The sequence below is a fragment of the Niallia tiangongensis genome (assembly GCF_044704065.1).
Taxonomy (GTDB): Bacteria; Bacillota; Bacilli; order Bacillales; family Cytobacillaceae; genus Niallia; species Niallia tiangongensis.
This window is the reverse complement of the sequence record NZ_CP162613.1, coordinates 2877468-2903961: the sequence shown is the minus strand read 5'-3', so window position 1 is coordinate 2903961 and position 26494 is coordinate 2877468. Positions and strand designations below refer to the sequence as shown.

Genomic DNA, 26494 nt, shown 5'->3' with positions numbered 1-26494 from the left:
CCAATATGCTATACTATAAGAAATGAAGGTAGGTGAAAGAATGAAAAAACCATTTACCTTCCTTGTTTTATTATTCTCTCTTTTGATGCTTGTTTCCTGCTCTAATCAGACGCTCTATAATAAAGAAAAAGATGTTGTAGTGATCGAAAAAAAGGATATTCCGGTAAGTTTTTTACCACAGGAATTGTCAATAGTATCTGTTGGAGATTCCCTTACACAAGGTGTTGGTGACAGCACTGGAAAAGGAGGGTATGTTCCTTATCTGCAAGATTTACTTGAAGAAACAAAGGGAGTGAACAAAGCAGATTTTGTTAATTATGGAGTAAGAGGCAACAGGTCAGATCAATTATTAAAAAGAATTAAAACAGAGGAAGTAAGCAAATCAATCCAAAAAGCAGATGGGGTCATAATAACCATTGGTGGAAATGATATTATGAAAGTAGTAAGAAATAATTTCACCAATTTGCAGGTTGATTCATTTAATGAACAATTAAATGAATATGAAAAAAATCTATACGAAGTAATGTCTATTATACGTGAAAACAATCCTAATGCAGTCATTATATTGGTAGGAGTATACAATCCTTTTATTAAAATGTTTGCAGACATAAAAGAAATGAATCAAATTGTTGCAGATTGGAATAATACGAGCGAAAAAGTATTAGCGGAATTTGATCATACTTATTTTGTTAGCATTGAAAATATTTTTGAAAATCCGACATCGGAATTATTGTATGAAGATTATTTTCATCCTAATGACGAGGGATATAAGCTTATCGCAGACGCTATATACAATAAAATGTTAACAGCACCGTTAGCTGATATACTTGAGAATTTGCAAACAGAAGAGAATTGAGGAGAAAAGGTTGTTTAAGAATAAGTGGAAAGTAGCTTTTTTAACATTATTAGGTGTTCTATTACTTAGTATTATTATTTTAGCGTTTATGATTGTTAAACCAGTTGAGAAGTCAACAATCATTAAGAAGCAACAGCGAGAAGAAGTCCCTTTTGCGGTTAAGACAAATCGTGAGGATTTAACAAAGTTAATAAATCACTATTTAGAAAAAGAAGGATTAAATGGACCAATTCATTATGAAATAAATATAGCAGACCAAGTAGAGTTATATGGAACATTACCGATTTTTAATACAGATATTCAAATGAAATTAACATTTGAACCAATAGCATTAGAAAACGGCGATTTATTACTGAAACAAAAAGAAATAAGCATCGGTCAGCTGCCATTGCCAGTTTCTTATGTCATGAATTTTATCGCTAACCAATATAATTTCCCGGAATGGGTTGATATTCAGCCGAATGATGAAGAAATATATGTTCATTTAACAGAGATGGACTTAAAAAATGGAATGCTAGTAGAAATGAAAACTTTTGATTTAGAACAAAATAATATTCAATTTAACTTATTGCTGCCAACCGAATAAGAAAACAGCAAAAGGCTAATTCTTTAAAATCTCATGTGAAAACAAAACGATTGGGTAAATAATAAATTTGTTTTGTATGAGCTTTAAGGATAGCCTTTTTTGTTCTTAGCAGGAAAAGAGAAGCAATTCACAATTTATGTCTTCCGTGGCTTTAACAATAAATGCCGTATATGCCTTATCAGCTTCCAGCCTCATGGAAGGAAATATAGTAATTACTTCCTTCGTTTCCGAATTTCTAGCTTCCAAAAAGACAGACATTGGATACAATCCTAGGTACGAAGTTACCCTTTTATAGTTGATGGAGGGAAAGATGACATCCCCTTTTTGAACGGCAATATCAATTGTCGGCAAGTTGTCTGCAAGTTGAACAAATCGTAATTTTGTTTCATTTGGAGGTACAACTGGATATTCTGGAAAACAATGTATTTTTAAACTGTTATCTACTGCACAAAATGCAAAGGTATGGTAAACATTACTTTCTACATTAATTTTCTGACTACATAATGAATCAATCATTTTTCCAGTTTCATAAATATCTATTTGGTATTTTCCAGCAGGTATTGTTAAATCATTGCTCATCGTTTTAAATGATACTTCTTTAAACATACGCATACCATTAATGTAAATATCGACAGTTCCGGTGGTCTTAGAACCATGTAATATTCTTATTTTTCCATATTCCTTTTGTCGTTGGATATCTGGGACTACTGCAGATTGGCTTTCATTGCTAAAAGCATTTTTCAAGCTTTGTAGATGTTTATGATAGTAATAAACATGTAATTCCGGACTTGTATATTTATAATAATCACTTAATACATTATACATACCGGCTTCTTGTATCGAGTGATTTTGATCTTGAGTCATGTTACTCACTCCTATGAATAATATTTTAAGCTGTTTTCTTATGAAGTAAAGTGTTTAACAATCTTGAGAAAGAGCCTTCCTGAAATAGAATATGCCAAAGATTAGAGAAAGTGCCTACTGACAAAGGAGAAAAACGCCTTTACAATTAGTTAGAAAATTTATATAATAAAGATATTAATGAAAGGGGCTGATGTATTATGAGCAAAAATATATTATTCAACGTAAATAACTTATATAGCATACAGCCCAAACGGTTACATCAATAGTGCTCATTCAGGTTCCTATTTGTATTTAATATGGATGACGCGATCTCTTGTTGTAGATTTTTAAATGTTTGTAAAAACCATGGGCTGTATTAAAATGTACCCTTTGTAAAGGACAAATTAAAAAAGCCTAGGCTGCGTTAAGAAGATGATCTCTGTATTGAACAGGGGTCATCTTTTTTAAATTCCACTGATATCTATAGTAATTGTAATAAATCATATATTGCTTAATTTCTTTTTTCAATTCTTCTAGTGTTGTACATGCTTTAATAGAGGCTTCATCTTTAAGATGGCCAAAGAAAGATTCTTGGGGGGCGTTATCCCAACAGTTTCCTCGTCTTGACATAGATTGGTGTAATCCTAACTTCTTTACTGCCTTTTGAAAGTCAGGATGTGTATAATGGACTCCTTGATCTGAATGGATTAGTGCATCTTTTACTTTCTTGAATTTTTTATTCTTCTTTAACTTCTTGAGCGTATCTGTAGCTAAATTTAAGGTCATTCGATCTAATACGTGATAGGCCAGGATTTCACCAGTTGAACCATCCTTAATTGCTGATAAATAAGCCCTCATTCCTTTTCCAAAATGAAGATAAGTGATATCAGTTAATAGCACTTTCCCTGGAATTCCTTGCTTGAATTGTCTATTTAAAAGGTTTGGTACAACGCTATGCTCCTGTGTGGCTTTCATCATTCTTTTATAAGGATTTGCTTTTCTAATGGGGCAGATTATACCGTATTTTTTCATAATTCGTCGTATACGTTTCAAATTGTAGACAATATTAAATTGACCCGCCAATGTCATTTTGATTTGACGTGCCCCTTTCTTGCGGTTTTTAAAGTTGAAAGCTTTTAAAATAATCTCCTTTACAACTTCCTCTTTTTTATCCTTTTGCATTCTTCGTCCAAATGATTTCTCAGTGAAATAATTATAATAACCACTTCTTGAGACGCCAGCTAGCTCACAAAGATAGCTCACCATATTTTTTAATTGATATTTTTCAATTACTGAACGAATTAAAAGATACTTTTGAGAGGGAGGAAGGACTATTTCTTCATCCCCCTTTCCGCGAATCGTATCTTTTTTAACAGTTCGTTTTCAGCCTTAAGTAAGTTGATTTGCGCTTCTAAACGAGCATTCTTCTCCTCAAAAGATAGTTCTTTTTCTCGGGGACGCCCTGAGTTACCAGCTCTAGTATCACGTAAACCGCTTATTCCATTCTTAATGTAGGCTGCTTTCCATCTTTTACTAGCTGAATGGATTCGTTGTTTCCCCAAAACATCTACATCAAATCCATATTCTTCAAATATATCTCTGGCAAACTTACCTTTTTCTTTCTCCGCTATAAAGATATGTTTAAACTCATCCGTATAAGTGATCCCTTTAGAACTAACAGATTTAACGTATTTAATAGTAGACAGCTGTTTGATCTCTTTTTCTGTAAATGTCTTTTTACTCATAAAATATTTCTCCAGTCCCTGTTGTAATTTCTCTAGTCGTGTTTCTTTATTATACAAAAAAGTACCCTATAGGTAGACTTTTTTTATGCGTCTACTCTATAGGGTACATTTTATATGGTTCATGGTTTTTTATTATGCAAACATTTGGAGGTTTATAAATGGAGTTAACTCAAATCGGTTATAACAATAATGTAAAAGAACAATTTGAAAAGGTAGCTAAGACAAATCAAATTATCGGCAGAATTTCGTTAGAACATAAAAGAATGTATCGAGTATGGTCCGTTTACGGAGAATTATTATGTGAAGTTTCTGGAAAATTAGCTTTTGATGCTCATTCTAGGGAAGAATATCCTGCTGTAGGAGATTGGGTTATCGTTTCTCCAAGAATAGAAGAAAGAAAAGGGACAATCACTGCTATTTTGCCGAGAAAAAGCAAATTTTCTAGAAAAGTTGCTGGCAACAATACGGAAGAGCAAATAGTAGCAGCAAATGTTGATACAATCTTTTTGGTCAATTCGTTAAATGAAGATTTAAATATAAGAAGATTAGAGAGATACTTAACTTTAACATGGGAAAGTGGAGCAAATCCTGTTATTGTTTTAACCAAAGCCGATTTAGCGATTGATCTAAAAGAAAAATTAATGTTAGTAGAAGGAGTTGCTCATGGTATCCCAATTATTACAATAAGTGTTGTAAATAATACGGGGTTAGATGATCTGCAAACGTATCTTCATCCAGGAAAAACAATTGCCCTATTAGGTTCTTCAGGTGTTGGTAAATCGACTTTAACAAATTATTTAATTGGATTTGAAAAGCAGGAAGTACAGGGAATTAGAGATTCGGATGCAAAGGGAAGGCATACTACAACTAATCGGAAAATGGTATTATTACCTAATAATGCGATATTAATTGATACACCAGGGATGAGGGAGCTTCAGTTATGGAATAGTGAAGAAGGTATTTCTAACAGCTTTTCAGAAATAGAAGAGCTTTCAGCCTGTTGTAAATTTAGAGATTGTCAGCATGAAAAAGAGATTGGATGTGCAGTGAAATTAGCGATTGAAAATGGAGAAATCAAGGAAGAAAGACTGCAAAGCTATAAAAAATTATTACGAGAATTAGCTTTTTTAGAAAGACGTCAAGATAAGAAAGCACAGTCTGATGAAAAGAAGAAATGGAAGAGCATGACAAAACAAGCTAAAACAAGGTAATTTGCCCATGTCACTTTGATAAGAGGCTGGGACAAAACTAAATAGCCAATCTGTAATGCGAAGTGTTCAGGCTGCGGGTAATAACACCAACTTTACTGAAACAGCCTTTTATAAATCTAATAACAAACCCGAATAACCATAAGAAACTTCGTCAGGTTATTCGGGTTTGTCTATGGCTGGAATATTTATGTCCAAGCACCTTTACTTTCCAGTGGAGTCTTTATTTTTGCATATTTCTTTACTAAACATTAAGCTAATAGTGTGAAATTAATGAGATAAGGGAATATAAAAAGAAGAATGATTTTTAAAGGGGTTGTTTAAATGGAAAAGAAATCGGAATTAGCAACATTTGCGGGGGGCTGTTTCTGGTGTATGGTTAAGCCTTTTGATCAAGAACCTGGGATTATAAAGGTTGTTTCTGGGTATACAGGAGGCCATAAAGTGAACCCTACATATAAAGAAGTTTGTTCGGAGACTACTGGACATTATGAGGCTGTCCAAATTACATATGATCCGAGCGTCTATTCATATGAAAAGCTGCTTCTTACTTATTGGCAACAAATTGATCCGACAGACGCTGGTGGACAGTTCTTTGACCGTGGTCTTTCTTATCAAACGGCAATATTCTATCATACGGATGAACAAAAGCAATTAGCGGAACACTCGAAGCAGCAATTAGAGGCAAGTGGAAAGTTCAATAAGCCGATTGCTACAAAAATTCTTCCCGCTTTTACCTTCTATCCAGCAGAGGATTATCATCAAGATTATCATAAAAAGAATCCTGAACATTACAATCGCTATCAAATTGGTTCAGGACGTGCAGCATATATTCAAGAGAATTGGAGAGATAAGTAATGGAAAAAGAGAAATTAAAAGAAAAATTATCACCTATACAATATGAAGTTACACAAAATAATGGAACAGAGCCGCCGTTTCATAATGAATATTGGGATGAATTTTCAGAAGGTATTTATGTAGATATTATTTCTGGAAAGCCGTTGTTTAGTTCTCTCGATAAATATGATGCTGGTTGTGGTTGGCCAAGTTTTACAAAACCAATTGATGAAGCGGAATTAATGGAAAAAAAAGATACTAGTCATGGGATGATTCGTATAGAAGTTAGAAGTAAAGTAGCTGATTCTCATTTAGGACATGTATTTAATGATGGACCGAATCCGACAGGTTTGCGATATTGTATGAACTCTGCTGCCATGAAGTTTATTCCAAAAGCAGAGTTAGAAGAAAAAGGATATGGTAAGTATCTGCGATTATTTGAAAAATAGAAAGAGGCTGGGACATAAGTATTCCAGTTAGATATAAATACAAACGGTTATGCAAATATAATGTATGATTGTCCATGTTTTTAATTTTAAAAAGAAAGTTTCAAGTAAAGTCTGTTGTTATTACCCGCAGCCTGAATACCACTTCGCTTTCCATGGGGCGAAGTGTATTCAGGCTGCTTAGTTCTTCCAATTTAAAAATTTTTTAAGATAACAAGCTTTAAAAACGAAGTGGAACAAATTGGTTTTTACACATGACTATATTTAAACCATAAATAACCAGTATGAGAAAGTAACCTTTATTTAAGAGCTAAATTAGAGATTGTTTGTCTTTACAGATTGGCTATTTAGTTTTGTCCCAGCCTTTTCTATTTTTGTTTTCTTTTCCTCTAAATAAAGCTAATTCGTAATAATGGAAGAGATTTGAATAAGTTGTTGATCTGTAATATTGTATCTAGATTTGTTTGCAGAAATTTGAAATTTAACAGTATGGACTTGATTGGTTAATCCACTTGTGACATATAACGATCTTTCTTTTTTAAAAGGCCACCATGTAGAAATAGTTGTTACATAGTTATCATCAATAAATACATCCAACATTCCTCCTTTTTCACTTCTTATCACGTTTAGACCTAAAAATGATCCAGAAAAATGATATGCAATGTTTGAACCAATTTGATTAGAGGTATAATAGCCTTTATTATTTTGAAAAGAAGGATCAATAGAATGATAAGGGTAAATCGTATTCATCTGTAAACTACTTACCTCATTTAAAGGAATTGAAGAAGTAAGCACAGTTTTTTTTTCACGAATTGCTGTTTCGATTGTATTGATCACTTCTTGAGCATATAAATAGTAGCCATAATCATTCGGATGTACGAGGTCACTTGTTAATCGTTCAGTAGATAGCCGAGATTTTCGAAATGGGATGCGCATATCGATATTTGTAGCATAATAGTCTTTTGATAGCTGTTTAATAACATCAATAAATTCCTCGTAATCCAGACTACTTTCTGTAATAGTTACTAATTCTGCATGTGGAAAACGGATGACAATTTCATCTAATAAGGATTGATAAAAGAAATAAAATTGCTTGTTATCCATATATTTACGATCATTCTCTCCAAATACAATGAAGACTAGATCTATATCTTTAGACAAGTTATTCTTCAATTTATATAATCCTTCAAATGCTGTAGCACCACTTTGAACAACTAAATGCCTAGAAAAGTCTCCACCGTATTTTTTCGTTAAACCTCTTTCGACAAGTTGAAACCATTTATGGTGACTATTGCTAGCGCCTGAGCTGCGTCCTATACTATCGCCTACAATTAAGTAGTTCACCTTTTTTCCATCAGCTATTTTTTCATAGACATTTCTTTCCGTTTTTTTCGAATGAATTAATAAATAGAACATGCTTATAATAATTATAAAAATAAGAGAATAAATAAAATAGTTAATTCCTTTTTTCATTTCTCTTTTTATTTTCCCTCCTTATACAATAGAGACCTATTAATTATTCTGTTCATTAAATTACCCTACTAAAGGATAAGCTAAGCATTTCTACTGATAAAACAAGGATGTTTTAGAAAACAGACTTTAAAAAAATCATCTAAATCTTTCTTTGAAAATTGGTCGTATCACTTGCACCATTATTTCCAATTATGTATAGTATACGTTATATCTATTGATCGAGGAAGGTGAGATCATGACTAAATCCTTTTATCATTTTCTAATGAAGTTCCGTCATCCTGAACCAAATGATCAAATCAGCGAATTTGCAAATGAAGCTTATCTTGATCATGATTTTCCAAAAAATAGCTTTGACTATGACGAAATCAGTGATTACTTAGAATTAAATGGACACTATCTTCAAAGTATGCGTGTTTTTGATGAGGCTTGGGAGCAATACTTATTTCAAGAAGAAAAGAAAAATTATAGCTATTGATGACATCCGGCATGATATTGTTTGGATGTTTTTTTATTTTGGTTGGATTTTTTTCAAGTAACCGCATTCTTCCAAGGATTTATTTTCACTTAAAGAAAAAGGAAGAGCTAGGCCTGTACTTAAACGTTAGAATGTATTCTTCCTATTGACATATAGACATATAATGAATAAATAGTTTTTTAGCGTAAAATGAACTACTGGATTTTAGTATACATGAATTTTTATGAGCGAATAGTGGATTAGTGCATATGATAATAGAAACAAAACGAAAGTGAAAGTCTAGATGAATAAAAAAGGATGAAAATTAAATGGTAACTGAAGATAGGATTATATTCCTTTAATATCCCCCATCTTCATTTGATTAAATGTTCTACTCAAGAGTGTGGGGGAAAACCGCATAAGTAGGCAATGCCACACAATCTTGTTTAGAGAGGATTAGTAATTATGGCGAATCGAAAAAAACCTAAATTCAAAATTGGAGATACTGTTGTAATCACGATATATGGCACTGTAGGTAAAATTACCGATGTGAAATATTTAGATAGTATGCATGTTTATGAAGTAAATAAAAGTGAAGGATTATATTTAGAATCCAGTTTACAAATGCTGTCTGAATATGATGGAGAAATAATGGATTCAGAGAAAATCGATATAGAGTATCGCTTTTTTATTGGTGATTTAGTGAAAGTAAAAGGATACGGATCAAACCTTTTTAAAATTATGGGGTTTCGAACAGAGATTTGGAGATATAAATCAGACGCTTGGGAAGATGTAATTTACGAGCTTTCTAGAGTTAGTGATGGAGAATGGTTAGAGGCTGGAGAAGATGAATTAACCTTAGTGGCAGATGCAGATAGTGCTGATTCATTTATACAAAAATTAGGGTTATTATATATAATGGATAAAAAACAAAAATCAATCGATCTTAAAAAGTCAAATAGCTCTTTCCATCAGACAGAAAAAGAACTGCTAGAAAGAACAAAGGAGAAGAAAGAGCTTATTGATGGTTTGTTAGATATATATAATGATTACAGTATTCTTTATTCGTTATTTAAAGACGACGAGTACGAACAAGTTATGAAGTTAACTTTGCGAAAATTGAAGCTACTAAGCAACAGATCGGATAAGGACAATGAAACCAAAATTTAGAATAAGAGATAGATAAACATCGGTACACTGCTAAGTACAAGAAGTGAAAAGAGCTTTTTTAAAAGGGAATGGAAAATAGTAAGGATCTCACCGTTCTCATTATTCAAATCTACTTTTATATCTTCGACTAAATTTTGGATTCTATTCATATATTCTGCCTCCCTTTTTTTACTAAAACTATATGTATAAGCTTTAATAAACATGTCTATTTTTTTAAAATTATCTGGAGGATATATTTTTAAATTTCATTTCCATTATTTCGAGGTATTGTAGAGATTTTTTCTTGAAAAAAAGTCAGTTTTGTCAGATAATTTTATTGTGAAAGCATTTTTTTTTAGATGTCACATATATTCTTTAAAAAGGGGGCGATAAGCTTGAAAGAAATCGACGTGATTATTGACACTGAGGAAATAGCAGAGTTTTTCTTTCGTGAGCTATTAAAAAGGGGATTCGTTCCTACTGAAGGTGAAATTGAAGAATTGGCTGACATTACATTTGAATATTTATTGGACAAATGCATAATTGATGAGGAACTTGATGAATAAAGAAAATAAGAGTGGTGAGGATAAATCCTTGCCATTTTTTTATTTAAGGAAATTAATTTTGAAGCTCTGACTTTCGTTCCCGACTATATAACCGAGAAGAAAGTCAAAGCTTTTTTAAAATTATCTTTTTCGCCCTGTTGCAGAATACTCTTTTCCGTGAGCTTCGTGCTCAGCGATAATCGCTTCTTTTGATATATGATTATTTTTCTTTGGAGAATTTATACGATTTCGATGTTTTTTTCCCATTATAATCCCCCTCATAAGCATTTATCTTTTACTTGCTCTCATCTGTTTGACAACCTGTTTTCCTTCTTAGTGGAGGAAAACTAATTTTAGTATAACCTTTTAAAAAACAGTTATGCTAAAATTAAATATGTTTTACAGCATATTAGAATATGATATAGTACAAATAGTGAAGTTTTCATAAGTATAAATATTTGAATAAGAATATTGAAATGAAATGAGTATCAATTGGAGGAAATATTAATGAGTGTACATATTGGTGCAAAAGAACATGAAATTGCAGAAACAGTTTTACTACCAGGGGATCCTTTAAGAGCGAAATACATTGCTGAAAATTTCTTGGAAGATGCAAAATGCTACAATGAAGTCCGCAATATGTTTGGCTACACTGGAACATATAAAGGAAAAAGAATTAGTGTACAAGGAACAGGAATGGGTGTTCCATCTATTTCTATTTATATTAATGAGTTAATTAGTAGCTATAATGTACAAAATTTAATTCGTGTTGGTACATGTGGTGCAATTCAAAAGGATGTAAAAGTAAGAGATGTCATTCTTGCTATGAGTGCTTCAACAGATTCTCAAATGAATCGTTTAACATTTGGCGGTGTTGATTATGCGCCAACAGCTGACTTTGATTTACTAAAAAAAGCATATGACAGTGGACTTGAAAAAGGATTATCTTTAAAAGTAGGAAATGTATTTACCGCAGATATGTTTTATAACGATAATTCTGAGTTAGAGAAATGGGCTAAGTATCAAATTCTTGCTATCGAGATGGAATCAGCTGCACTTTATACAATCGCTGCTAAATTTAATCGTAAAGCCCTTTCTGTTTTAACAGTAAGCGATCATATTTTAACTGGAGAAGAAACAACAGCACAGGAAAGACAAACAACTTTTAATGAAATGATTGAAGTGGCTTTAGAAGCTGCAATTAAATAATAGAGATTATATAAAGGTATGCTTTGGCATACCTTTATATAATCATTTTGATGAAAAGAAAATATAAAAGATATGTTAGGTGACATAAATGAGAAAATCAGTAGCCATCTCTTCACTTGCATTAGCTACGCTTATGCTAACGGGATGTGAAAAGGTAGATTATTCATCCCTCAAAGATAAAATTTCTTTTTGGGATGAAAAAGCAGATGAGCAAGCTAGCGAAACTCCGGTTAATAAAGAAGAACAAGAGGAGGAAGAGCAACAAACTCCTCCAGAAGAGGTTCAGGAAGAAGAAGAATATCCTTGGACATTAGAATCCATCTTTTTTAACGAAATTAAAGTAGTAGATGGAAGGAATATTATTCAAAATCCAATGAATATTGTTTCTCTTGTCAATAAAGAATTTGGATTGCCAGATGGATATACACCAGAAGATTTAGTACGACCAAATGTAGAATTTTCCTTCGGTGATCAAGATATTGAAAAAAGTTATATGAGAGAAGAAGCTGCTAAAGCGTTAGAAGATATGTTCAATGGAGCGAAGAATAGTGGCATAACACTTTACGCCGTTTCAGGATATCGTTCATTTGACCGGCAAACAGTCTTATTTGGAGCAGAAGTGGACCGAGTTGGAGAAGAAAAGGCGGTACAAGCAGTTGCTTATCCTGGTAATAGTGAGCATCAAACAGGACTTGCAATGGACATCTCAAGCGAAAGTGAGGATTTCCTATTAACAGAAGAATTTGGAGAAATGAAAGAAGGAAAATGGTTAAAAGATAATGCTCATCTATATGGTTTTATACTCCGCTATCCTAAGGGAAAGGAAAGTATAACGCAGTATAAATTCGAACCATGGCATTTCCGATATGTTGGGAAAAAATCTGCAAAAGATATCTATGAAAATGATTGGACATTAGAAGAATACTTCAAGGTTGTTCGAAAAATCTAATGAAGAATACAGGATAGGAGTGTTATCATACATTATTCCTTTTCTGTAGTTCTATAGGAGAAATTATCTAACATTTGATTAAATAAAATTAAAAATGGTATTCTATTTTTATACATAGTGTATAACTCTCTTGGAAACGAAAGTGGTGAAGCATTTGGATAACGAAAAAAACAGTAATGAAAAGGAAATAGAACAAGAAAGCGGGCAGGGATATTTAAAAATAAAAAAGTTTTATTTTGTCATGCTTTTATTTGTTGTAGTTATTGCAGCAGCTGGAATAACTACGATAGCTCTTTCATTTGGAGATGAGCCTGCTGTGACTGTTAATAATCAACGGGATGAATTCAATAAATTATATACAGCTTACGATACATTAATGGATGACTATTATAAAGATTTAACTTCAGAGGATCTTGTTAATGGTGCTATTGATGGAATGTTTACAGCCCTGGATGATCCATATTCTGATTATATGAATGAAGAAGAAGCAGCAAGCTTTCAACAAAGCATCTCTTCCTCTTTTGAAGGAATAGGTGCTGAAATCCAGCAATTAAATGATAGCATTGTTGTTGTATCGCCAATTAAAGGATCTCCAGCTGAAAAAGCAGGAATTAAACCGAACGATAAAATTCTTACAGTGGACGGGAAAGCTCTTCAAGGGATGAGTTCTTCTGAAGCAGTTCTTTTAATACGTGGCGAAAAAGGAACAAAAGTAGACTTAGAAATAGAACGTTCAGGTGCAAACGATCCATTAAAAATAACAATAACAAGAGATACAATTCCGATTGAGACAGTTTATGGAGAAATGGGAAAAGATAAAATTGCTAAAATTCAAATTACGAGCTTTTCGGAACATACAGCGTCGGAATTAGTTGATATCTTAAATAAATACCAGGAAGATGGCATGAAAGGTATTGTTCTCGATTTAAGACATAATCCTGGTGGGTTATTAGAAGAAGTGAAAAAAATTGCTGGTCTCTTTGTTCCAAATGGGGAAATTATTTATCAAATTGAACATAAAGACGGTACTGTAGAAAAGGTTACTTCACAAAATAGCAGCAATATGGATATACCTCTTGTTGTCCTTATCGATGGAGGAAGTGCAAGTGCTTCTGAAATTTTAGCAGGTGCTGTTAATCAATCTGCAGACGTTCCATTGGTTGGTGTAAAATCGTTTGGAAAAGGAACCGTACAACAGGCAAAAAGCTTCACAGATGGAAGCAATATTAAGTTTACAATTGATAAGTGGTTAACTCCTAATGGTAGCTGGATACATGAAAAAGGAATTGAGCCTACACATAAAGTGGAGCTTCCAAGCTATGCGAGTCTTACAATGATTAATCCTGAAAGTAAATTAAAAAAAGGAAGTAATTCTGAAGAAGTTAAAATAGCACAAGAAATGTTAAAAGCATTAGGGTATGATGTAGACAATACCAATGGTTATTTTGATGAAAGTACAGAGAGCGCAACAAAAGAGTTCCAAAAGAAAGAAAAATTAAAAGAAGACGGAGTTATTACAGACAAGACAACAACGGAATTAATGAATAAACTTCGCGAAAAGATCCAAAAATCAGATACACAAATGAAAAAAGCAGTAGAAGTATTAAAAAAGGAAATGGAAAAATAAGCTTTAACATCGAGGAATAGGGTGACACATTGTCATCCTCTTTTTCATAGGCTGTTTTCAAATCAGCTTCAAGAGTAAAACGACAATAGTAAAAGGAAGTTATAAAGATGAAACAGACAGATATATATATATTATCCGGTTTTCTAGGTAGTGGAAAAACAACTTTATTAAAGGAAATATTAAAAAAAGAGAAGGGAATTGGGCGAAAAGTCGCAGTTTTAATGAATGAACTAGGAAAAGTTTCAATTGACTCGAGTGAAATAGATGAAGATACTCCTTTAAAAGAGTTACTTGGAGGATGTGTTTGCTGCACCATTCAAGATGAAGTGGAAGCACAAATTCAAACATTATTAGTGGAAGAAAAACCAGATGTGATATATTTTGAGACAACAGGAGCTGCACATCCAGTAGAAACAATCGATGGAATTCTTTCTCCTGTTTTCGCAGATTGTCTTCGATTTAAAGGGATTATAACAGTAATAAATGGAAAGCAGTGGCTAGAGCGAGCCACATTAAATGCTCCAGTTCAACAGCTTATCATTGAGCAAGCTAGACATGCTAGTTTACTAATCATTAATAAAGAAGATCAACTGACAGAAGCAGAAAAAGCAAAAATTAGCTTTGAACTTCAATCTATTTGTCCACATGCATTTACCATATTAACAACCTTTTCTAAATTTCCATTTGAAAAATTACTGGAGATGGAAAGTCAGGTATACGAAAATATACAAAAAACATCGATCCATAATTTACATTTGAGTACATTTGTGTATACGTTTAAAAAATCGATTGCTGCAGATCAATTTGAAACCTTTTTAAGAGAGCTTCCTGATACGATTTACCGAATAAAAGGATATGTTCCATTTCATCAAGCAAAATATCCAGATTTGTTTCAATACTCATACGGAATGCCTTTGTTCATGAAAGAGGACATGAAAATGCCATTAAATATGGTATTTATAGGGGAGAACATTGACTGGAAAAAGGTTGAAGAAGCGCTGAATAAATTATAAAATTTATTATTTTTAAGGAATGATTGTACTTAGCGATATAATTTGGTAATTTTTAACGATAAGTAAAATGAAAAGAGTACAGAAGAGAAAAAGGGGCAAACTTTCATTATTCAAATAAAAGTGAAGGGGGGTCCTTTGTGTACAGTAAAATTTTATTTATTGTTATCTGTTTTCAATTACTGGCTACTGCTCTTCCTGTGCGAGGTGCAGAAGAAGAAATTGCCTCTCCAATTAGCTTTGATATGCAGCTGTTAAAATGGAATACAATTAATGAAATGATTCCTAAATACAGGAAGTTTACCATTATTGATATAGAGTCAGGGAAGCAGTTTATGGTGCAACGGAGAGCTGGAAGCCAGCATGCTGATGTACAGCCACTAACTGTTAAAGATACAAAGATAATGAAAGAAATATATGAAGGAAAATGGAGTTGGCGACGAAGAGCGATTCTTATTATGTTAGATGACCAATTGTTTGCTGCATCGATGCATGGAATGCCACACGGGGCAGGCGCTTTAAATAACGACTTTCCAGGTCATTTCTGTGTGCATTTTTTAGGGAGCACTACCCATAAGACAGAGAAGATGGACTTTTCCCATAAATTAATGGTGTATAAGGCTGCAGGCAATTTAAGAGAATACTTAGACCAGATGAATCCTAGCGATGTTGCCCAAGCATATACTGCCGGAATAAAGGAAAAGGACACTACTATTTTAACATATATTTCAACGAAACAGGAATGGTTGACTGAGTTAGAACCAATAGAGAATATTAAAATTAATCAATTACAAGAGCCTGACCACCAACAGTTTGAACAAGCATTACAAATTAATCTTCCAATTGAGTGGAATATTTACGTTAAGAACGAGAAACCAAAAAGTATAAACAAGGAGCTAGTAATAATCAGAAGCTCCCCACTAGAACCTTGGAAGGTTAAAGTAGAAGAACCACTATTTTAATAGCTATAAATAATGCTACTTCTCATATTGTTTATCTATGGATTTTAAAAAAGTCATTCCATTGGTTATAGATGCAGACATTCGAGGGCCGAGGAGGAAGCTATGCCTCCTCTCTGCATGAACGACGGGGGCTAATCCTTTCCTCTATTGAGGCAATAGCTCGCTTTCAAATAGATAAATCCTCATTTAATTTGGAGAACTATACTTATTCAGTGCTTTCTCCTCCTTTCTATTTCGTTTTTAAAGTGTCTTTTTCAATAAACGATCAAAAAACACTAATTAATAAGTAAAACAGAGCAGCCTGAATACCACTCTCCCCTTGGAAAGCGAAGTGGTATTCAGGCTGCAGGTATAATAGTAGACCTCAATTATTGTATTCATTTTAAGTAAAATACTTTTGTACCATAACTCCTCTTTTTTGAGTAAACTCAATTTTCCCCACTTTTATGCGCAACAGGACTATTACCTCTTGCATTTGAGCGTAAGATAGGTAGTTTAACTGTCCGTTAGTCTGAATTTTCATCTAATCTAATCTTACAGTGGGGAATGAAGGGAAATCCCCACACAAGTTTCAATTTACTGAAAGGTTACTTCTCGTTATCCCTTCATTTCTCCAAACTTTATAAATGTTTTTTCGTCTTCCACTAATCCGCAAGCAGCACACTGAATTCGATATTCTGGTCCAGAATATCCCATATGGAAAGGAGATAGGTTATCAGATGAATATTCCTCCATAACATTACCTGTTTGTGGATCTAATTTAACTGATTGAGAAACTTGCTTAATAATATTAAATCGACTTCGATTCGTTTTGCAATTGGGGCAGCAATACGGTGTATTCATATCATTACTCCATTCTTTTTAGATATTATTCCTATTTATGTTTCCAAGCATGTCGTTTTTTTATGCATATAGCAGCTGTAGAAATAATGAGGATTCCTTATTTACTGTGAGAATTAACACATGCTCAAAATGAAAAATAGTTCTCTTAGATCCACTTGTAACAAACCGTACATTTTTGTAAACAAATTGACTTTAATGTTAATTTCACTCGAAAAAAAAGTCTGTCAAGCATCATTTATTGACAAAAATATGGGTGTAAATAAAGTATTTATCTTAACTGGTTTTATCATCCATATGAGTTATAGAGATAATAAAGAATAAATTTTGGTTGATTAATCTATTTTTCCTCCCAATATTCTATGTAATATAACTACTAACTGGTTTTTTCATCCAAAAATATGACAAAAACTATGTTATGATGCTGGTGTAAGTCGAAAACAACAAATATCTTATACTTTTCGATTTGGACAACCAAGGAGGAATATAGAATGAAAAAGAAAATTGTAATTTTTTCAGTAGCAGCAGCATCAACTTTAATGATGGCAATTCCACTAGCAAGCAAAACAGAGGCTGCTTCCATTCAACCAAATGAGGCAAAAGTAATCTATCAATCATATAATCTTTCAGAAGACCATCTTAATAAAATGATAAATAATTTTTCTACTAATTATCAATTTGATATGGATAAAGTATGGAATGAACTAAGAGGTTCAGTTGGAAAACAACAAACGTATCAATATGAAAATAAACAAAAGGAAGTTAAAAAGCATAAACCTGAACATAAAGATAAAAAGAACAAACAAAATCAATCAAAGCCTGAAACCACTACTTCACAAAATAATAAGGTAGCTGAACCCACTAAAAATAATACTGAAGATGCAACTGCTTCGGTAAGCGCTTATGAATAAGAAGTAGTAGAACTAACAAATAAAGAAAGAGCTAACTATGGCTTGCCAGCCCTGACTTTAGATAGTGAATTAAGTAATGTTGCCAGAGCAAAGTCACAAGATATGAGTACAAATAATTATTTTGATCATACAAGCCCAACCTATGGCAGTCCTTTTGATATGATGAAGCAATTTGGCTTCACGTATAAAGCTGCAGGTGAAAATATTGCAAATGGCCAATTTATCGGAAAATAACATCTATCTTATTATGGAAATAAAACGATTAAAAATGCAGCTCTACAGAATGTTTTCTGATGGAGTTGTTTTTTTTCAATATCTTGAAGAAAAATGATTTGGTAAGCCAGAATTTTATCCCAGTCTTAAATTTCAGTAAGACGCAACAGCAAGTTTTATGGGAATTCGAGAAAGATAGGTGGGAGATCAACTGTCCGTAAGGTACGAACGGTTCAACTAACCATCAGAGGGAGTGGTAGTGGTAGGAAGACCCCCACTGATGGAAGTTTTACTTTATGGTTGATAATTCTGAAAAAAGAAATTATAGAAATATAGATGTTTGCTAAACAAAATAGTGGTATTTTTGGGCATAAATTTATATAATAATTTTTCCTGAATATCTACTTTTAGAAAAAGCACACTAACTAAAAGAGATACCAGTGAAGAAATTATTGCATAGGAGAAATTACAAGTGGAAATTAGACAAGGGCATATAGATGATTTACCAACAATCATGGAGATTGTAAAAAAGGCTTTAGTGATTATGCAAGAAGAAGGAAATGATCAATGGTCTCATAAATACCCTAATGAAAATAGCTTTAAAATAGATATTGAAAATAAAAACCTCTTTGTTGCTATTATTGATGATAAAGTGGTTGGTTCTATTACAATTGATCAAATTGGTGGAAAAAATTATGAGGAAATCGCTTGGACTTATCACAATACAGAGTACATGGTTATACATCGATTAGTTGTTGACCCTGATATTCGTGGGGCTGGAATTGCGAGTAATTTACTAGCATTCGCTGAAGTATACGCCATTGAACAAGATATATTCTATTTGAAAACCGATACATATTCATTAAATGATAAAGCACAAAACTTATTTGTGAAAAATGGATATAATAAAGTTGGTTCCACTTATTTTGAAGGAAAAGACAAACCGTTTTATTGCTATGATAAGTTATTTCTATGATTCCTATTATTAAAACGAACTGAGTTTAAGGAAATAGGAGGAAAGGTTTAAATCCCCTCCTATTTCTACTCTTTACAAGCAAAGGAAAGCTGTAATATTCCATTCTCATATTTCTTTTTAATATTATTCTCATTCACATATATTGGGATACTGATTTTTTTAATAAAATGTTTGTTCTGTCGTTCTTTTAAAAGATATGAACTTTTAGGAAGAAGGGTTTGGTAATATCCTTCAATGTGGAGGGTATTATTATTAATATGAATCCTTAAATGGTTCAAATCCATTCCTGGTAACTCTATATCGATATAATAACGAGAATCAAATATATAATAATCACATGCTGGGAAAGCATCACTATTCTTTATGGATGTTATCGGAAGGTTTAACCACTCCTTGTCACTTGATCCAAACATTTCTTTCCAATAATCTTCCTTATGGCTATTCTCTGAAAATTGATAGATTTTTTTTAAGTTATCAAAACTCATAAAAATCTCCTCTTCCTAATTAATTCATTTCTGTCACATCAATCTCTGAATATTGAATATCACTATTCTTTTGAATCCTTATCTCTAAAATATTATCTTTGAAAACGGCAGCAGAGCCTTTTTTTCTTACAATGGCAGGCAGTGTAATAGCATGTTTGTCTTCAAATGAAGGAATATGCTCTATGATTATTTGGTTAGATGTATAGAAAATCTTAATATGATCTAGCCAGCTGCTGTCTAGGATAGGAATTCTTACATAGACGTGATGATGGGTTTCAAATACAACATAGTTGAATTTTTCTGAATGGTGGATGTTATCGTTGCGAAAATTTGCTCCTTTAGAAAAGCTCTCGAACATATTATCTGGTTCCATTTTCTGAAGAGATTCTGGCATAAGTTTATCCATCATTTCTTGCACATACTTTTGTATATCTTGGGGATTCATTTGATCCATTCTATTTTTTGAATCTTTATTAAAAGGGAATAAATTCCATGGGAACATTGGAAATTCATCCTTTCTCACTTTGCAAATATATGCTTATTTTTCATTGTATTCACGGATGATAAAAGTGTGTATTTGCCTAGTTGGCATTTTCCGCAAAAAGATTATTGAAACGAACGATTACTTAAAATAGTCAAAAAAGAGCTATGCATATGATAGTAAAGGGTTCCGTTTTCGGGTGCATTCTTACTAAACGACACAAGAAAAGATATGAATTGGCATACGTCTTTTCTTTATTTATCAAGGTTTCTGCGGAATTTCTTTAGATTTGACATAGCAATTGACAACATTATTTTGATGGACAATAAGTGTTGTACAACTAAAAAAGAGGGTCAAAACTTCTGTCATTTGTAGTGCTGTTTTGAGTACCAATTTAATTGATCTTTATAAGCTGGTCGATAAAAAGCTACTGATTCCCTCATCTGGGATTGAGAGGGTCCGCACTTATCGGTTGGGAGATCAGGTTAAAACATCAGAGCTGATAAATAGAAGGAATAATTCCGCCTATTGCCTCGAAATCTCCGGAAATGGGTGATTTTACTGTTCATAAGTGGAAAAACTCCACTTATTTACTCCGAAACAAGCTCCATTCTGCATTTAACCGGAAAATCTCCACTAGCATTGCATATGTATCCACAGGTCAAAAAATAAATTTAAACACGAGGCTGGGACATAAGTATTCCAGCCATAAATAAACCCGAACAACCATACGATACTTCCATATGATTATTCGGATTTATATTGGTTTATAAAAGGCTGTTTCAGTAAAGATGGTGTTATTATCCGCAGCCTAAAATACACTTCGCTTTCCATGGGGCGAGCGCCGAGCCGCTTCGTCGCTCACGCTCCTGCAGGGTCTCGGACTTTCTCGCAGCTCCCATAGGAGTCTACGTGTATTCAGGCTGCTCCGTCTTTCCAATTAATAAATTTTTTCTATTTCCATAATAGTTTATAGAAAAACAATCTTTAAATACGAATTAGTTTTTACACTGACTATATTTAAAATCATAAATAACTAGCATGAAAAAAGTAGCCTTTATTTAAGAGCTAAATTAAGGATAGTTCGTCTTTACAGATTGGCTATTTAGTTTTGTCCTAGCCTCCTGTTTTATGGACGAAAGTAAAAAAGTCCCTTAAAGTAGAAGCTGAACCCACGTTATCCGTGACTGCTACTAAAGGAGACTTTCATGGATAACATCATATCAAATCAGACTGTATTTAGTAAATACCTATCTTTCTTACCGTTTGAAACATTTAAGTGTTCGTTCTTAGACAACGGTGTTAAAAAACTGACCACCGCTAATCTAATGAGGATTTGTGTCGCCATGCAATTGGGAAATTGGAAATCCTACGAGGAAACAGAAGAACGTATTCGCGCTATGGAAGGGACAGAGGAACTGTTTAGCCTTACTAGCATTAGTGCTTCTCAACTTTGTCGTCGAGTCAATGCTTTACCTTCAATCCTCCCACGGCAGTTATTTCTTGCCGCTGTTAGTCAATTGAATAAGCTGACGAGTAGCAAAAAAGGGCTCCCTTCTTTGGTTCGTCTTCATCTCGTAGATTCTTCTTCTCTGCTTCTTGGACCTACATTAGGAAAATGGACGTATTTTACAAAGCATAGTAATTGCGTGAAGCTACATACTCGGATTGTGGTAACGGATCCCGGCACAGCTTATCCCGACATGCTCATTCCTTATACAGGTAATGTAGATGATCGTGAAGTCATGCTTGAGCTCGTGATAGATTCTCGTGGGACCCATGTGATGGATCGTGGCTATGTGGATTACAAAAAAATGGACCATTGGGTGGGAAACCAGATTCCATTCGCCATGCGTATCCAGGCCGGCCATAAGGCGAACATTATAAAATCCTATGAAGTTCCCGATGGCAGCAGGGTTAAGCTAGACGCCTTAGTCGTCATGGGGAGTAACTTCAGATCCATGGAACAGCCCCTTCGTCTTGTTGAATTTACAGATGAAAAGGGGAAAGAATACCGTGTCGTAACCAATCGTTGGGATTTGAAATCTGAAGAAGTAACCGAATTGTACCGGCACCGTTGGATCATTGAACTGTTTTTCAAGTGGATGAAACAACATCTACGTCTAGTTAAACTACAAAGTACCCAACCCCAAGGGATTTGGAATCAGATTTTCTTTGCTATGACGGCGTACTGTGTCACTTTATATATTAGGTTAGTTGAGAAAACTAAGAAGACCACCTGGAAAGTACTCACCTTACTCCGCATCTATGCCGAAAGGACATGGAAAAGTTTTCTCCATGAGTTACACCGTTTACCAGAAAGAACATCGAAAGGAAGACAAAAGAGCCAGCACCCGCCAAATGAAATTGAACTTTATGATGCAGGGGTGGCCATGGTAAAACCAGTGGGGGTAAGTACTAGCTCGATGGCAAAATATAAGAAAAAAAGAAAATAATATCCAATTTTTGGATAATTAAGTTCGATTACAACCCCCTTAACTTTTTGGCTCAGAACCAAGAAATAGGTATGGAAAAATTATTCTTAAAACCCATATAAAGTAACCCTGATATACCCTTGTGGATATTTTTGCAATGCTAGTGGAAAATCTCCGCTTATTTTACTTTCGCGGTTCTTCGATAAAGGAGAGGAGAAGACATCTTATTTAAAAGATTACGATGAACCATATCCATATCACTTGTGAGTGAGGTTTTATTTTCCTAATTAAGAAACTCGCCTATTACTACGGCGAGTTTTCCCTTTTTAAATATCAATAATGATGCCAATCCGATCGTCATTTCAGCACTTATTTTAAAAAATGTACCTCAAAACGGAACGGTTTAATATGATAGGCGCAGTTCTTTTTTAATTCTGATATTGTGGAAAAGCAAATTTTTTCTTTTGTAGCTTTATTAATCGACTTGTTAAGAAAATGGCACCGGTAGCAAGACCTATAATGAGTCCAATCCAATAGCCAAAGGGTCCTAAATTGGTATGCATAGCAAGAAGATAGCCGCTTGGTAAGCCAATCACCCAGTATGATAGAAAACTCATAAGAAGTGTAACATTTACATCTTTATAGCCTCGTAAAGCCCCTTGAATTGGTGCTTGAATGGCATCTGATAATTGAAAGAATATCGCATAGATAAGAAAGTGTGCTGTTAGATTTAGAACTTCCCAATCTTTTGAATAAATTTCAGCAATATTCATTCGGAACGTTAACAGAATTATTCCACTTATAAATGCAATAAAACACGCTAGTCCCACTCCTAGCCAGCTATATGTTTTTGCATCCTTCATGCGATTGGCTCCAACTTCATAACCAACAAGGATGGTTAATGCTGTAGAAATGCTAAGAGGAACCATATACAAGAGAGAGGCAAAGTTAATTGCCGATTGATGTGCAGCAATTGTATTGGTATCGTAATTGCTCATTAGAATTGTCACAGCACTAAAGATACTTGTTTCAAAGAACACGGAAAAACCAATCGGGATCCCAATTGTCAAAATTTCCTTCCATTTAGTCCAAGATACTTTTGAAAATTGAGTAAATAATTGAAACGAAACAAAAGGCTGTTTTCGATGCACGATATAAATGGCAATAAAAAACATAATCCAATACGTTATACTTGTTGCATAACCAGTTCCTATTCCACCTAGCTCGGGAAATATCCATATACCATTGATAAGTGCAAAATTTAATATTACATTAATCGGAATGGCAATTAAAGTAATAAACATGGTAATCTGAGTCTGGCCAAGGGAATCAATGAAAGAACGAAGAACAAAGTATAAGAAAATAGGAATAATCCCCGTACTCAAGGCCACTAAGTAATGGTAAGCAACGTCAAAGACTTCTTTTTCTAACCCAATACTTCCTAATATGGACTCTAAAAAGAAGTAGCCAATTATTATAAGTGTTACAGCCATACTAAAAGAAAGATACGAAGCTTGGATAACTGAAAATCGTACCTTTTGTGGTTCGCTTCTACCCATTAATTGGGAAACGATTGGAGGTAAAGCAAGAAGAATCCCACTGAGTCCTGTATAGATTGGTGTCCACAAGGAGCTCCCTACTGCTACTCCTGCTAAGTCAACTGGACTATAATGTCCAGACATTGTCGTGTCAAAAAAGCTTAGTGCAAATATGCCAACCTGTGTAACAAGTATAGGCATTAAAATAACGATCATTTGTGTTAACTTTTGATTAATTGAATTTGTTTGTTTCATCTTTTTGGCCTCTTTCTTAACAATAACGTTTCGTATTATACCATAGATAGGGAGAATGAAGGAATGAAAGAAACGGAAACTTCTAAATTATTTGCATAAAAGTGGTTTGTAGTAAAAATGAACAGATTATGATGAAATTTAAATACGAATGGAAATGGATGAGAATATATGTCTTCGAAACAATTAGACAGTGCAACAAATATTTTAAAACTTTTAGGGGATAAAACACGGTTATCAATGGTAGGGATGCTAATGATTCACGACTGCTGTGTATGTGAATTTGTAGATGTGTTTCAATTGTCTCAACCTGCTATTAGTCAACATTTGAGAAAGTTAAAGGATGCTAGGTTGGTCAAGGAACAAAGAAAGGGACAGTGGGTAATCTATTCTCTAGATCAACAAAATATACATTTTTCGATGGTTAAAGATATTCTAAAGTACGTACCTGATCAAGAAGAAAAATTTATTTGGTTAGATGATCAAGGCCTAAGAATTTCTTGTAATTAAAAGTAAAAAAAATGTAATTGTATTGACAGCACCTTTTTCTTACTGATAACATATCTATATAAGAATATAATTATATATTAAATGAATAGATACAAATACTAATAAACATAGTATTTTTTTTCTTTTTTTTTAAATAATTATATAACAATAAGCTTATGTAAAAGGAAATCGTGTAGAAAGGAGGATAAAAATGAGCAAAAAAGACCAATCTTTAAAAGAATTATCTTTAAAAGAGACAGCAAGTGTTTTAAAACTACTAGGGGATAAAACAAGACTTGGTATTGTAGGCTTGTTGTCTGAACAAGAATGCTGTGTGTGTGAATTTGTAGAAATCTTTAATATGTCACAGCCGGCGATTAGTCAGCATCTTCGTAAAATGAGAGATTTGGGAATTGTAAAGGAACAAAAGAAAGGTCAGTGGGTTTTCTATTCATTAAATAACACTAGTGACTATTACGAAATGATAATGGAGCTATTGAAGCACATCCCAAGTCAACGTGAAAAAATCGATTGGTTAGAAGAAAAAGGATTTAGAATTATATGCAATTAATGGAGGTTGACACTTTGTTACATACAGTTTTGGCAATAATTATTTTTTTAATAACATTAACATTGGTTATTTGGCAGCCGAAAAATCTCTCGATTGGTTGGTCTGCCTGTGGGGGCGCAATACTAGCATTGCTGGTAGGTGTAGTTGATTATAATGATGTCGTTGATGTAACAGGGATTGTTTGGAATGCAACACTTGCATTTATAGCTATTATTATTATCTCTTTGATTTTAGACGAAATTGGCTTTTTTGAATGGGCAGCACTACATATGGCTCGAGTTGCGAATGGTAACGGGCTTAAAATGTTTATTTATGTTTCGATTTTAGGTGCAATCGTTGCAGCGTTGTTTGCAAACGATGGCGCAGCACTTATATTGACTCCAATTGTATTAGCAATGGTTCGAGCATTAAAGCTAGAAGAAAAAATGGTCTTTCCATTTATCATTGCAAGTGGATTTATCGCCGATACAACATCCTTGCCTTTGGTGGTAAGTAATTTAGTTAATATAGTTTCAGCTGACTTTTTTGGTATTGGATTTGTTGAATATGCATCCAGAATGATTATTCCAAATATCTTCTCCTTATTAGCAAGTATCTTTGTGTTATACCTATACTTTCGTAAGAGAATTCCAAAGACGTATGACTTAAGCCACTTAAGGGCTCCAGTTGAAGCAATCAAAGATCAAAAAATGTTCCGTATTTCTTGGATCATCTTAGCCGTCTTACTTATTGGTTATTTAGGAAGTGAGTTTTTAGCGATTCCAGTATCGTTTGTTGCTGGCATTATCGCAATTATTTTTCTCCTTTTTGCAAGAAGAAGCGAGGCTGTATCTATTCGGAATGTAATGAAGGGAGCACCATGGGCAATTGTTTTCTTTTCGATTGGAATGTATGTTGTTATTTATGGTCTTCGGAATGTAGGACTAACCAGCCTGCTTACAAGCGTTATTCAAGCAGCTGCAGATCAGGGATTGTTTGTTGCGACCATTGGCATGGGATTCATCGCTGCTATTATTTCTTCCATAATGAATAATATGCCGACTGTGCTGATCGATGCTTTAGCAATAGCAGATACTAATGCAACTGGAGTAATCAAAGAGGGATTAATTTATGCAAATATAATTGGTTCCGATTTAGGACCAAAGATTACACCGATTGGTTCTCTTGCAACCTTATTATGGCTTCACGTATTATCACAAAAAGGGGTAAAGATTTCATGGGGAACCTATTTCAAAACAGGAATTATCTTAACTATTCCTACCCTTTTCATTACTTTAATTGGCTTATATTTTTGGCTCTCTTTCCTTTCATAGCTGGTAAGTTAAACCTTTAAAAAGGCTGTTGTTGCTTTCCGTATTATAAAAATACAAGAGTGGAAGGAGCGAGCCTGATATTAAGTTTAAC

General features: G+C 33.6%; 27 protein-coding genes and 1 pseudogene. 19 read left to right on the top strand and 9 right to left on the bottom strand.

The genetic code is table 11. From position 1 onward, the window contains the following. Positions 1–40 precede the first annotated feature (40 nt). Complete coding sequence (locus AB3U99_RS13945; RefSeq protein WP_400241831.1) at positions 41–856, top strand: SGNH/GDSL hydrolase family protein; 816 nt, start codon at positions 41–43, stop codon at positions 854–856. Between the two features lie 10 nt (positions 857–866). Beyond that, complete coding sequence (locus tag AB3U99_RS13940) at positions 867–1442, top strand: YpmS family protein (RefSeq protein ID WP_400241830.1); 576 nt, start codon at positions 867–869, stop codon at positions 1440–1442. Between the two features lie 105 nt (positions 1443–1547). Here the strand turns inward: AB3U99_RS13940 and AB3U99_RS13935 are convergent, their stop codons facing one another. After that, positions 1548–2306: a DUF4397 domain-containing protein gene (locus tag AB3U99_RS13935; protein WP_400241828.1), complete on the bottom strand. Its 759-nt coding sequence runs from the start codon at positions 2304–2306 to the stop codon at positions 1548–1550. A 393-nt stretch (positions 2307–2699) separates the two neighbouring features. After that, positions 2700–4030 (bottom strand): IS3 family transposase gene (locus AB3U99_RS13930; RefSeq protein WP_400241672.1). Its coding sequence is split into 2 segments (ribosomal slippage): positions 2700–3649 and positions 3649–4030, totalling 1332 coding nucleotides; the frame shifts between segments, so codons are not numbered across the junction. 158 nt (positions 4031–4188) lie between these two features. On the opposite strand from AB3U99_RS13930, the gene rsgA reads away from it, so the two are divergent. The 3 genes from rsgA to msrB all read left to right on the top strand — a co-directional run bounded on the left by rsgA (position 4189) and on the right by msrB (position 6524). Then, the gene (gene rsgA, locus AB3U99_RS13925; protein WP_400241826.1) at positions 4189–5241 is read left to right on the top strand and encodes a ribosome small subunit-dependent GTPase A; all 1053 of its coding nucleotides are present in this window, start codon (positions 4189–4191) and stop codon (positions 5239–5241) included. A gap of 321 nt (positions 5242–5562) precedes the next feature. Continuing rightward, positions 5563–6096, top strand: coding sequence for a peptide-methionine (S)-S-oxide reductase MsrA (msrA, locus tag AB3U99_RS13920; protein WP_400241824.1), 534 nt, complete (start codon positions 5563–5565; stop codon positions 6094–6096). After that, the gene (gene msrB, locus AB3U99_RS13915) at positions 6096–6524 is read left to right on the top strand and encodes a peptide-methionine (R)-S-oxide reductase MsrB (protein ID WP_400241822.1); all 429 of its coding nucleotides are present in this window, start codon (positions 6096–6098) and stop codon (positions 6522–6524) included. The genes msrA and msrB overlap by 1 nt, the downstream gene beginning before the upstream one ends. Before the next feature lie 396 nt (positions 6525–6920). Here msrB and AB3U99_RS13910 read toward each other — a convergent pair whose 3' ends face one another. After that, entirely contained in the window at positions 6921–7994 is a 1074-nt protein-coding gene (locus AB3U99_RS13910) for a GDSL-type esterase/lipase family protein (protein WP_400241820.1), read from the bottom strand. A gap of 235 nt (positions 7995–8229) precedes the next feature. Here AB3U99_RS13910 and AB3U99_RS13905 point away from each other — a divergent pair, with 235 nt between their 5' ends. Further along, entirely contained in the window at positions 8230–8469 is a 240-nt protein-coding gene (locus tag AB3U99_RS13905) for a YozE family protein (RefSeq protein WP_312098157.1), read from the top strand. 444 nt (positions 8470–8913) lie between these two features. Continuing rightward, the gene (locus AB3U99_RS13900) at positions 8914–9618 is read left to right on the top strand and encodes a hypothetical protein (RefSeq protein WP_400241818.1); all 705 of its coding nucleotides are present in this window, start codon (positions 8914–8916) and stop codon (positions 9616–9618) included. Here the strand turns inward: AB3U99_RS13900 and AB3U99_RS13895 are convergent. Further along, positions 9615–9767: a hypothetical protein gene (locus AB3U99_RS13895; protein ID WP_400241816.1), complete on the bottom strand. Its 153-nt coding sequence runs from the start codon at positions 9765–9767 to the stop codon at positions 9615–9617. The genes AB3U99_RS13900 and AB3U99_RS13895 overlap by 4 nt on opposite strands. 225 nt (positions 9768–9992) lie before the next feature. Here AB3U99_RS13895 and AB3U99_RS13890 point away from each other — a divergent pair, with 225 nt between their 5' ends. Then, on the top strand, positions 9993–10163 hold the full coding sequence (locus AB3U99_RS13890) for a YozD family protein (protein ID WP_312098154.1): 171 nt from the start codon (positions 9993–9995) through the stop codon (positions 10161–10163). Between the two features lie 120 nt (positions 10164–10283). On the opposite strand, the gene AB3U99_RS13885 is transcribed toward AB3U99_RS13890, so the two are convergent. Next, on the bottom strand, positions 10284–10409 hold the full coding sequence (locus AB3U99_RS13885; RefSeq protein WP_400241814.1) for a hypothetical protein: 126 nt from the start codon (positions 10407–10409) through the stop codon (positions 10284–10286). Between the two features lie 240 nt (positions 10410–10649). Between AB3U99_RS13885 and deoD the strand changes: the two genes are divergently transcribed. From deoD to AB3U99_RS13860, 5 genes are all read left to right on the top strand, one after another. Continuing rightward, entirely contained in the window at positions 10650–11351 is a 702-nt protein-coding gene (deoD, locus tag AB3U99_RS13880) for a purine-nucleoside phosphorylase (RefSeq protein ID WP_400241812.1), read from the top strand. Positions 11352–11439: 88 nt separating this feature from the next. Continuing rightward, entirely contained in the window at positions 11440–12300 is an 861-nt protein-coding gene (locus AB3U99_RS13875) for a D-alanyl-D-alanine carboxypeptidase family protein (RefSeq protein WP_400241810.1), read from the top strand. A 145-nt stretch (positions 12301–12445) separates the two neighbouring features. Continuing rightward, positions 12446–13927, top strand: a complete 1482-nt coding sequence (locus AB3U99_RS13870; RefSeq protein WP_400241808.1) for a S41 family peptidase — start codon at positions 12446–12448, stop codon at positions 13925–13927. Between the two features lie 107 nt (positions 13928–14034). Next, positions 14035–14940, top strand: coding sequence for a CobW family GTP-binding protein (locus AB3U99_RS13865; protein WP_400241806.1), 906 nt, complete (start codon positions 14035–14037; stop codon positions 14938–14940). Positions 14941–15077: 137 nt separating this feature from the next. Then, complete coding sequence (locus tag AB3U99_RS13860) at positions 15078–15899, top strand: hypothetical protein (protein ID WP_400241804.1); 822 nt, start codon at positions 15078–15080, stop codon at positions 15897–15899. 597 nt (positions 15900–16496) lie between these two features. On the opposite strand, the gene AB3U99_RS13855 is transcribed toward AB3U99_RS13860, so the two are convergent. Further along, a complete protein-coding gene (locus AB3U99_RS13855; RefSeq protein ID WP_235252781.1) occupies positions 16497–16742 on the bottom strand; it encodes a DNA alkylation repair protein in 246 nt (81 codons plus the stop codon). A 488-nt stretch (positions 16743–17230) separates the two neighbouring features. Here AB3U99_RS13855 and AB3U99_RS13850 point away from each other — a divergent pair. Further along, positions 17231–17869: pseudogene (locus AB3U99_RS13850) on the top strand (CAP domain-containing protein); the annotation flags it as partial. Between the two features lie 466 nt (positions 17870–18335). Then, positions 18336–18839 (top strand): GNAT family N-acetyltransferase, encoded by a 504-nt coding sequence (locus AB3U99_RS13845; protein ID WP_400241801.1) that lies wholly within the window; start codon positions 18336–18338, stop codon positions 18837–18839. A 65-nt stretch (positions 18840–18904) separates the two neighbouring features. Here the strand turns inward: AB3U99_RS13845 and AB3U99_RS13840 are convergent, their stop codons facing one another. Together AB3U99_RS13840 and AB3U99_RS13835 are read right to left on the bottom strand one after the other, a co-directional pair. Next, positions 18905–19324, bottom strand: coding sequence for an Hsp20/alpha crystallin family protein (locus AB3U99_RS13840; protein ID WP_400241800.1), 420 nt, complete (start codon positions 19322–19324; stop codon positions 18905–18907). Between the two features lie 19 nt (positions 19325–19343). Beyond that, a complete protein-coding gene (locus AB3U99_RS13835; RefSeq protein WP_400241798.1) occupies positions 19344–19826 on the bottom strand; it encodes an Hsp20/alpha crystallin family protein in 483 nt (160 codons plus the stop codon). A 1187-nt stretch (positions 19827–21013) separates the two neighbouring features. Between AB3U99_RS13835 and AB3U99_RS13830 the strand changes: the two genes are divergently transcribed. Further along, a complete protein-coding gene (locus AB3U99_RS13830) occupies positions 21014–22261 on the top strand; it encodes an IS4 family transposase (protein ID WP_400241796.1) in 1248 nt (415 codons plus the stop codon). Between the two features lie 407 nt (positions 22262–22668). Here AB3U99_RS13830 and AB3U99_RS13825 read toward each other — a convergent pair whose 3' ends face one another. Further along, positions 22669–24033 (bottom strand): MATE family efflux transporter, encoded by a 1365-nt coding sequence (locus AB3U99_RS13825; RefSeq protein ID WP_400241794.1) that lies wholly within the window; start codon positions 24031–24033, stop codon positions 22669–22671. A 168-nt stretch (positions 24034–24201) separates the two neighbouring features. Between AB3U99_RS13825 and AB3U99_RS13820 the strand changes: the two genes are divergently transcribed. From AB3U99_RS13820 to AB3U99_RS13810, 3 genes are all read left to right on the top strand, one after another. After that, positions 24202–24540 (top strand): ArsR/SmtB family transcription factor, encoded by a 339-nt coding sequence (locus AB3U99_RS13820; RefSeq protein ID WP_400241792.1) that lies wholly within the window; start codon positions 24202–24204, stop codon positions 24538–24540. A 190-nt stretch (positions 24541–24730) separates the two neighbouring features. After that, on the top strand, positions 24731–25090 hold the full coding sequence (locus AB3U99_RS13815) for an ArsR/SmtB family transcription factor (RefSeq protein WP_400241790.1): 360 nt from the start codon (positions 24731–24733) through the stop codon (positions 25088–25090). A 14-nt stretch (positions 25091–25104) separates the two neighbouring features. Then, positions 25105–26403 carry an arsenic transporter gene (locus AB3U99_RS13810; RefSeq protein ID WP_400241788.1) on the top strand — a complete coding sequence of 433 codons (1299 nt, stop codon included), beginning with the start codon at positions 25105–25107 and terminating at the stop codon, positions 26401–26403. Positions 26404–26494 lie beyond the last annotated feature (91 nt).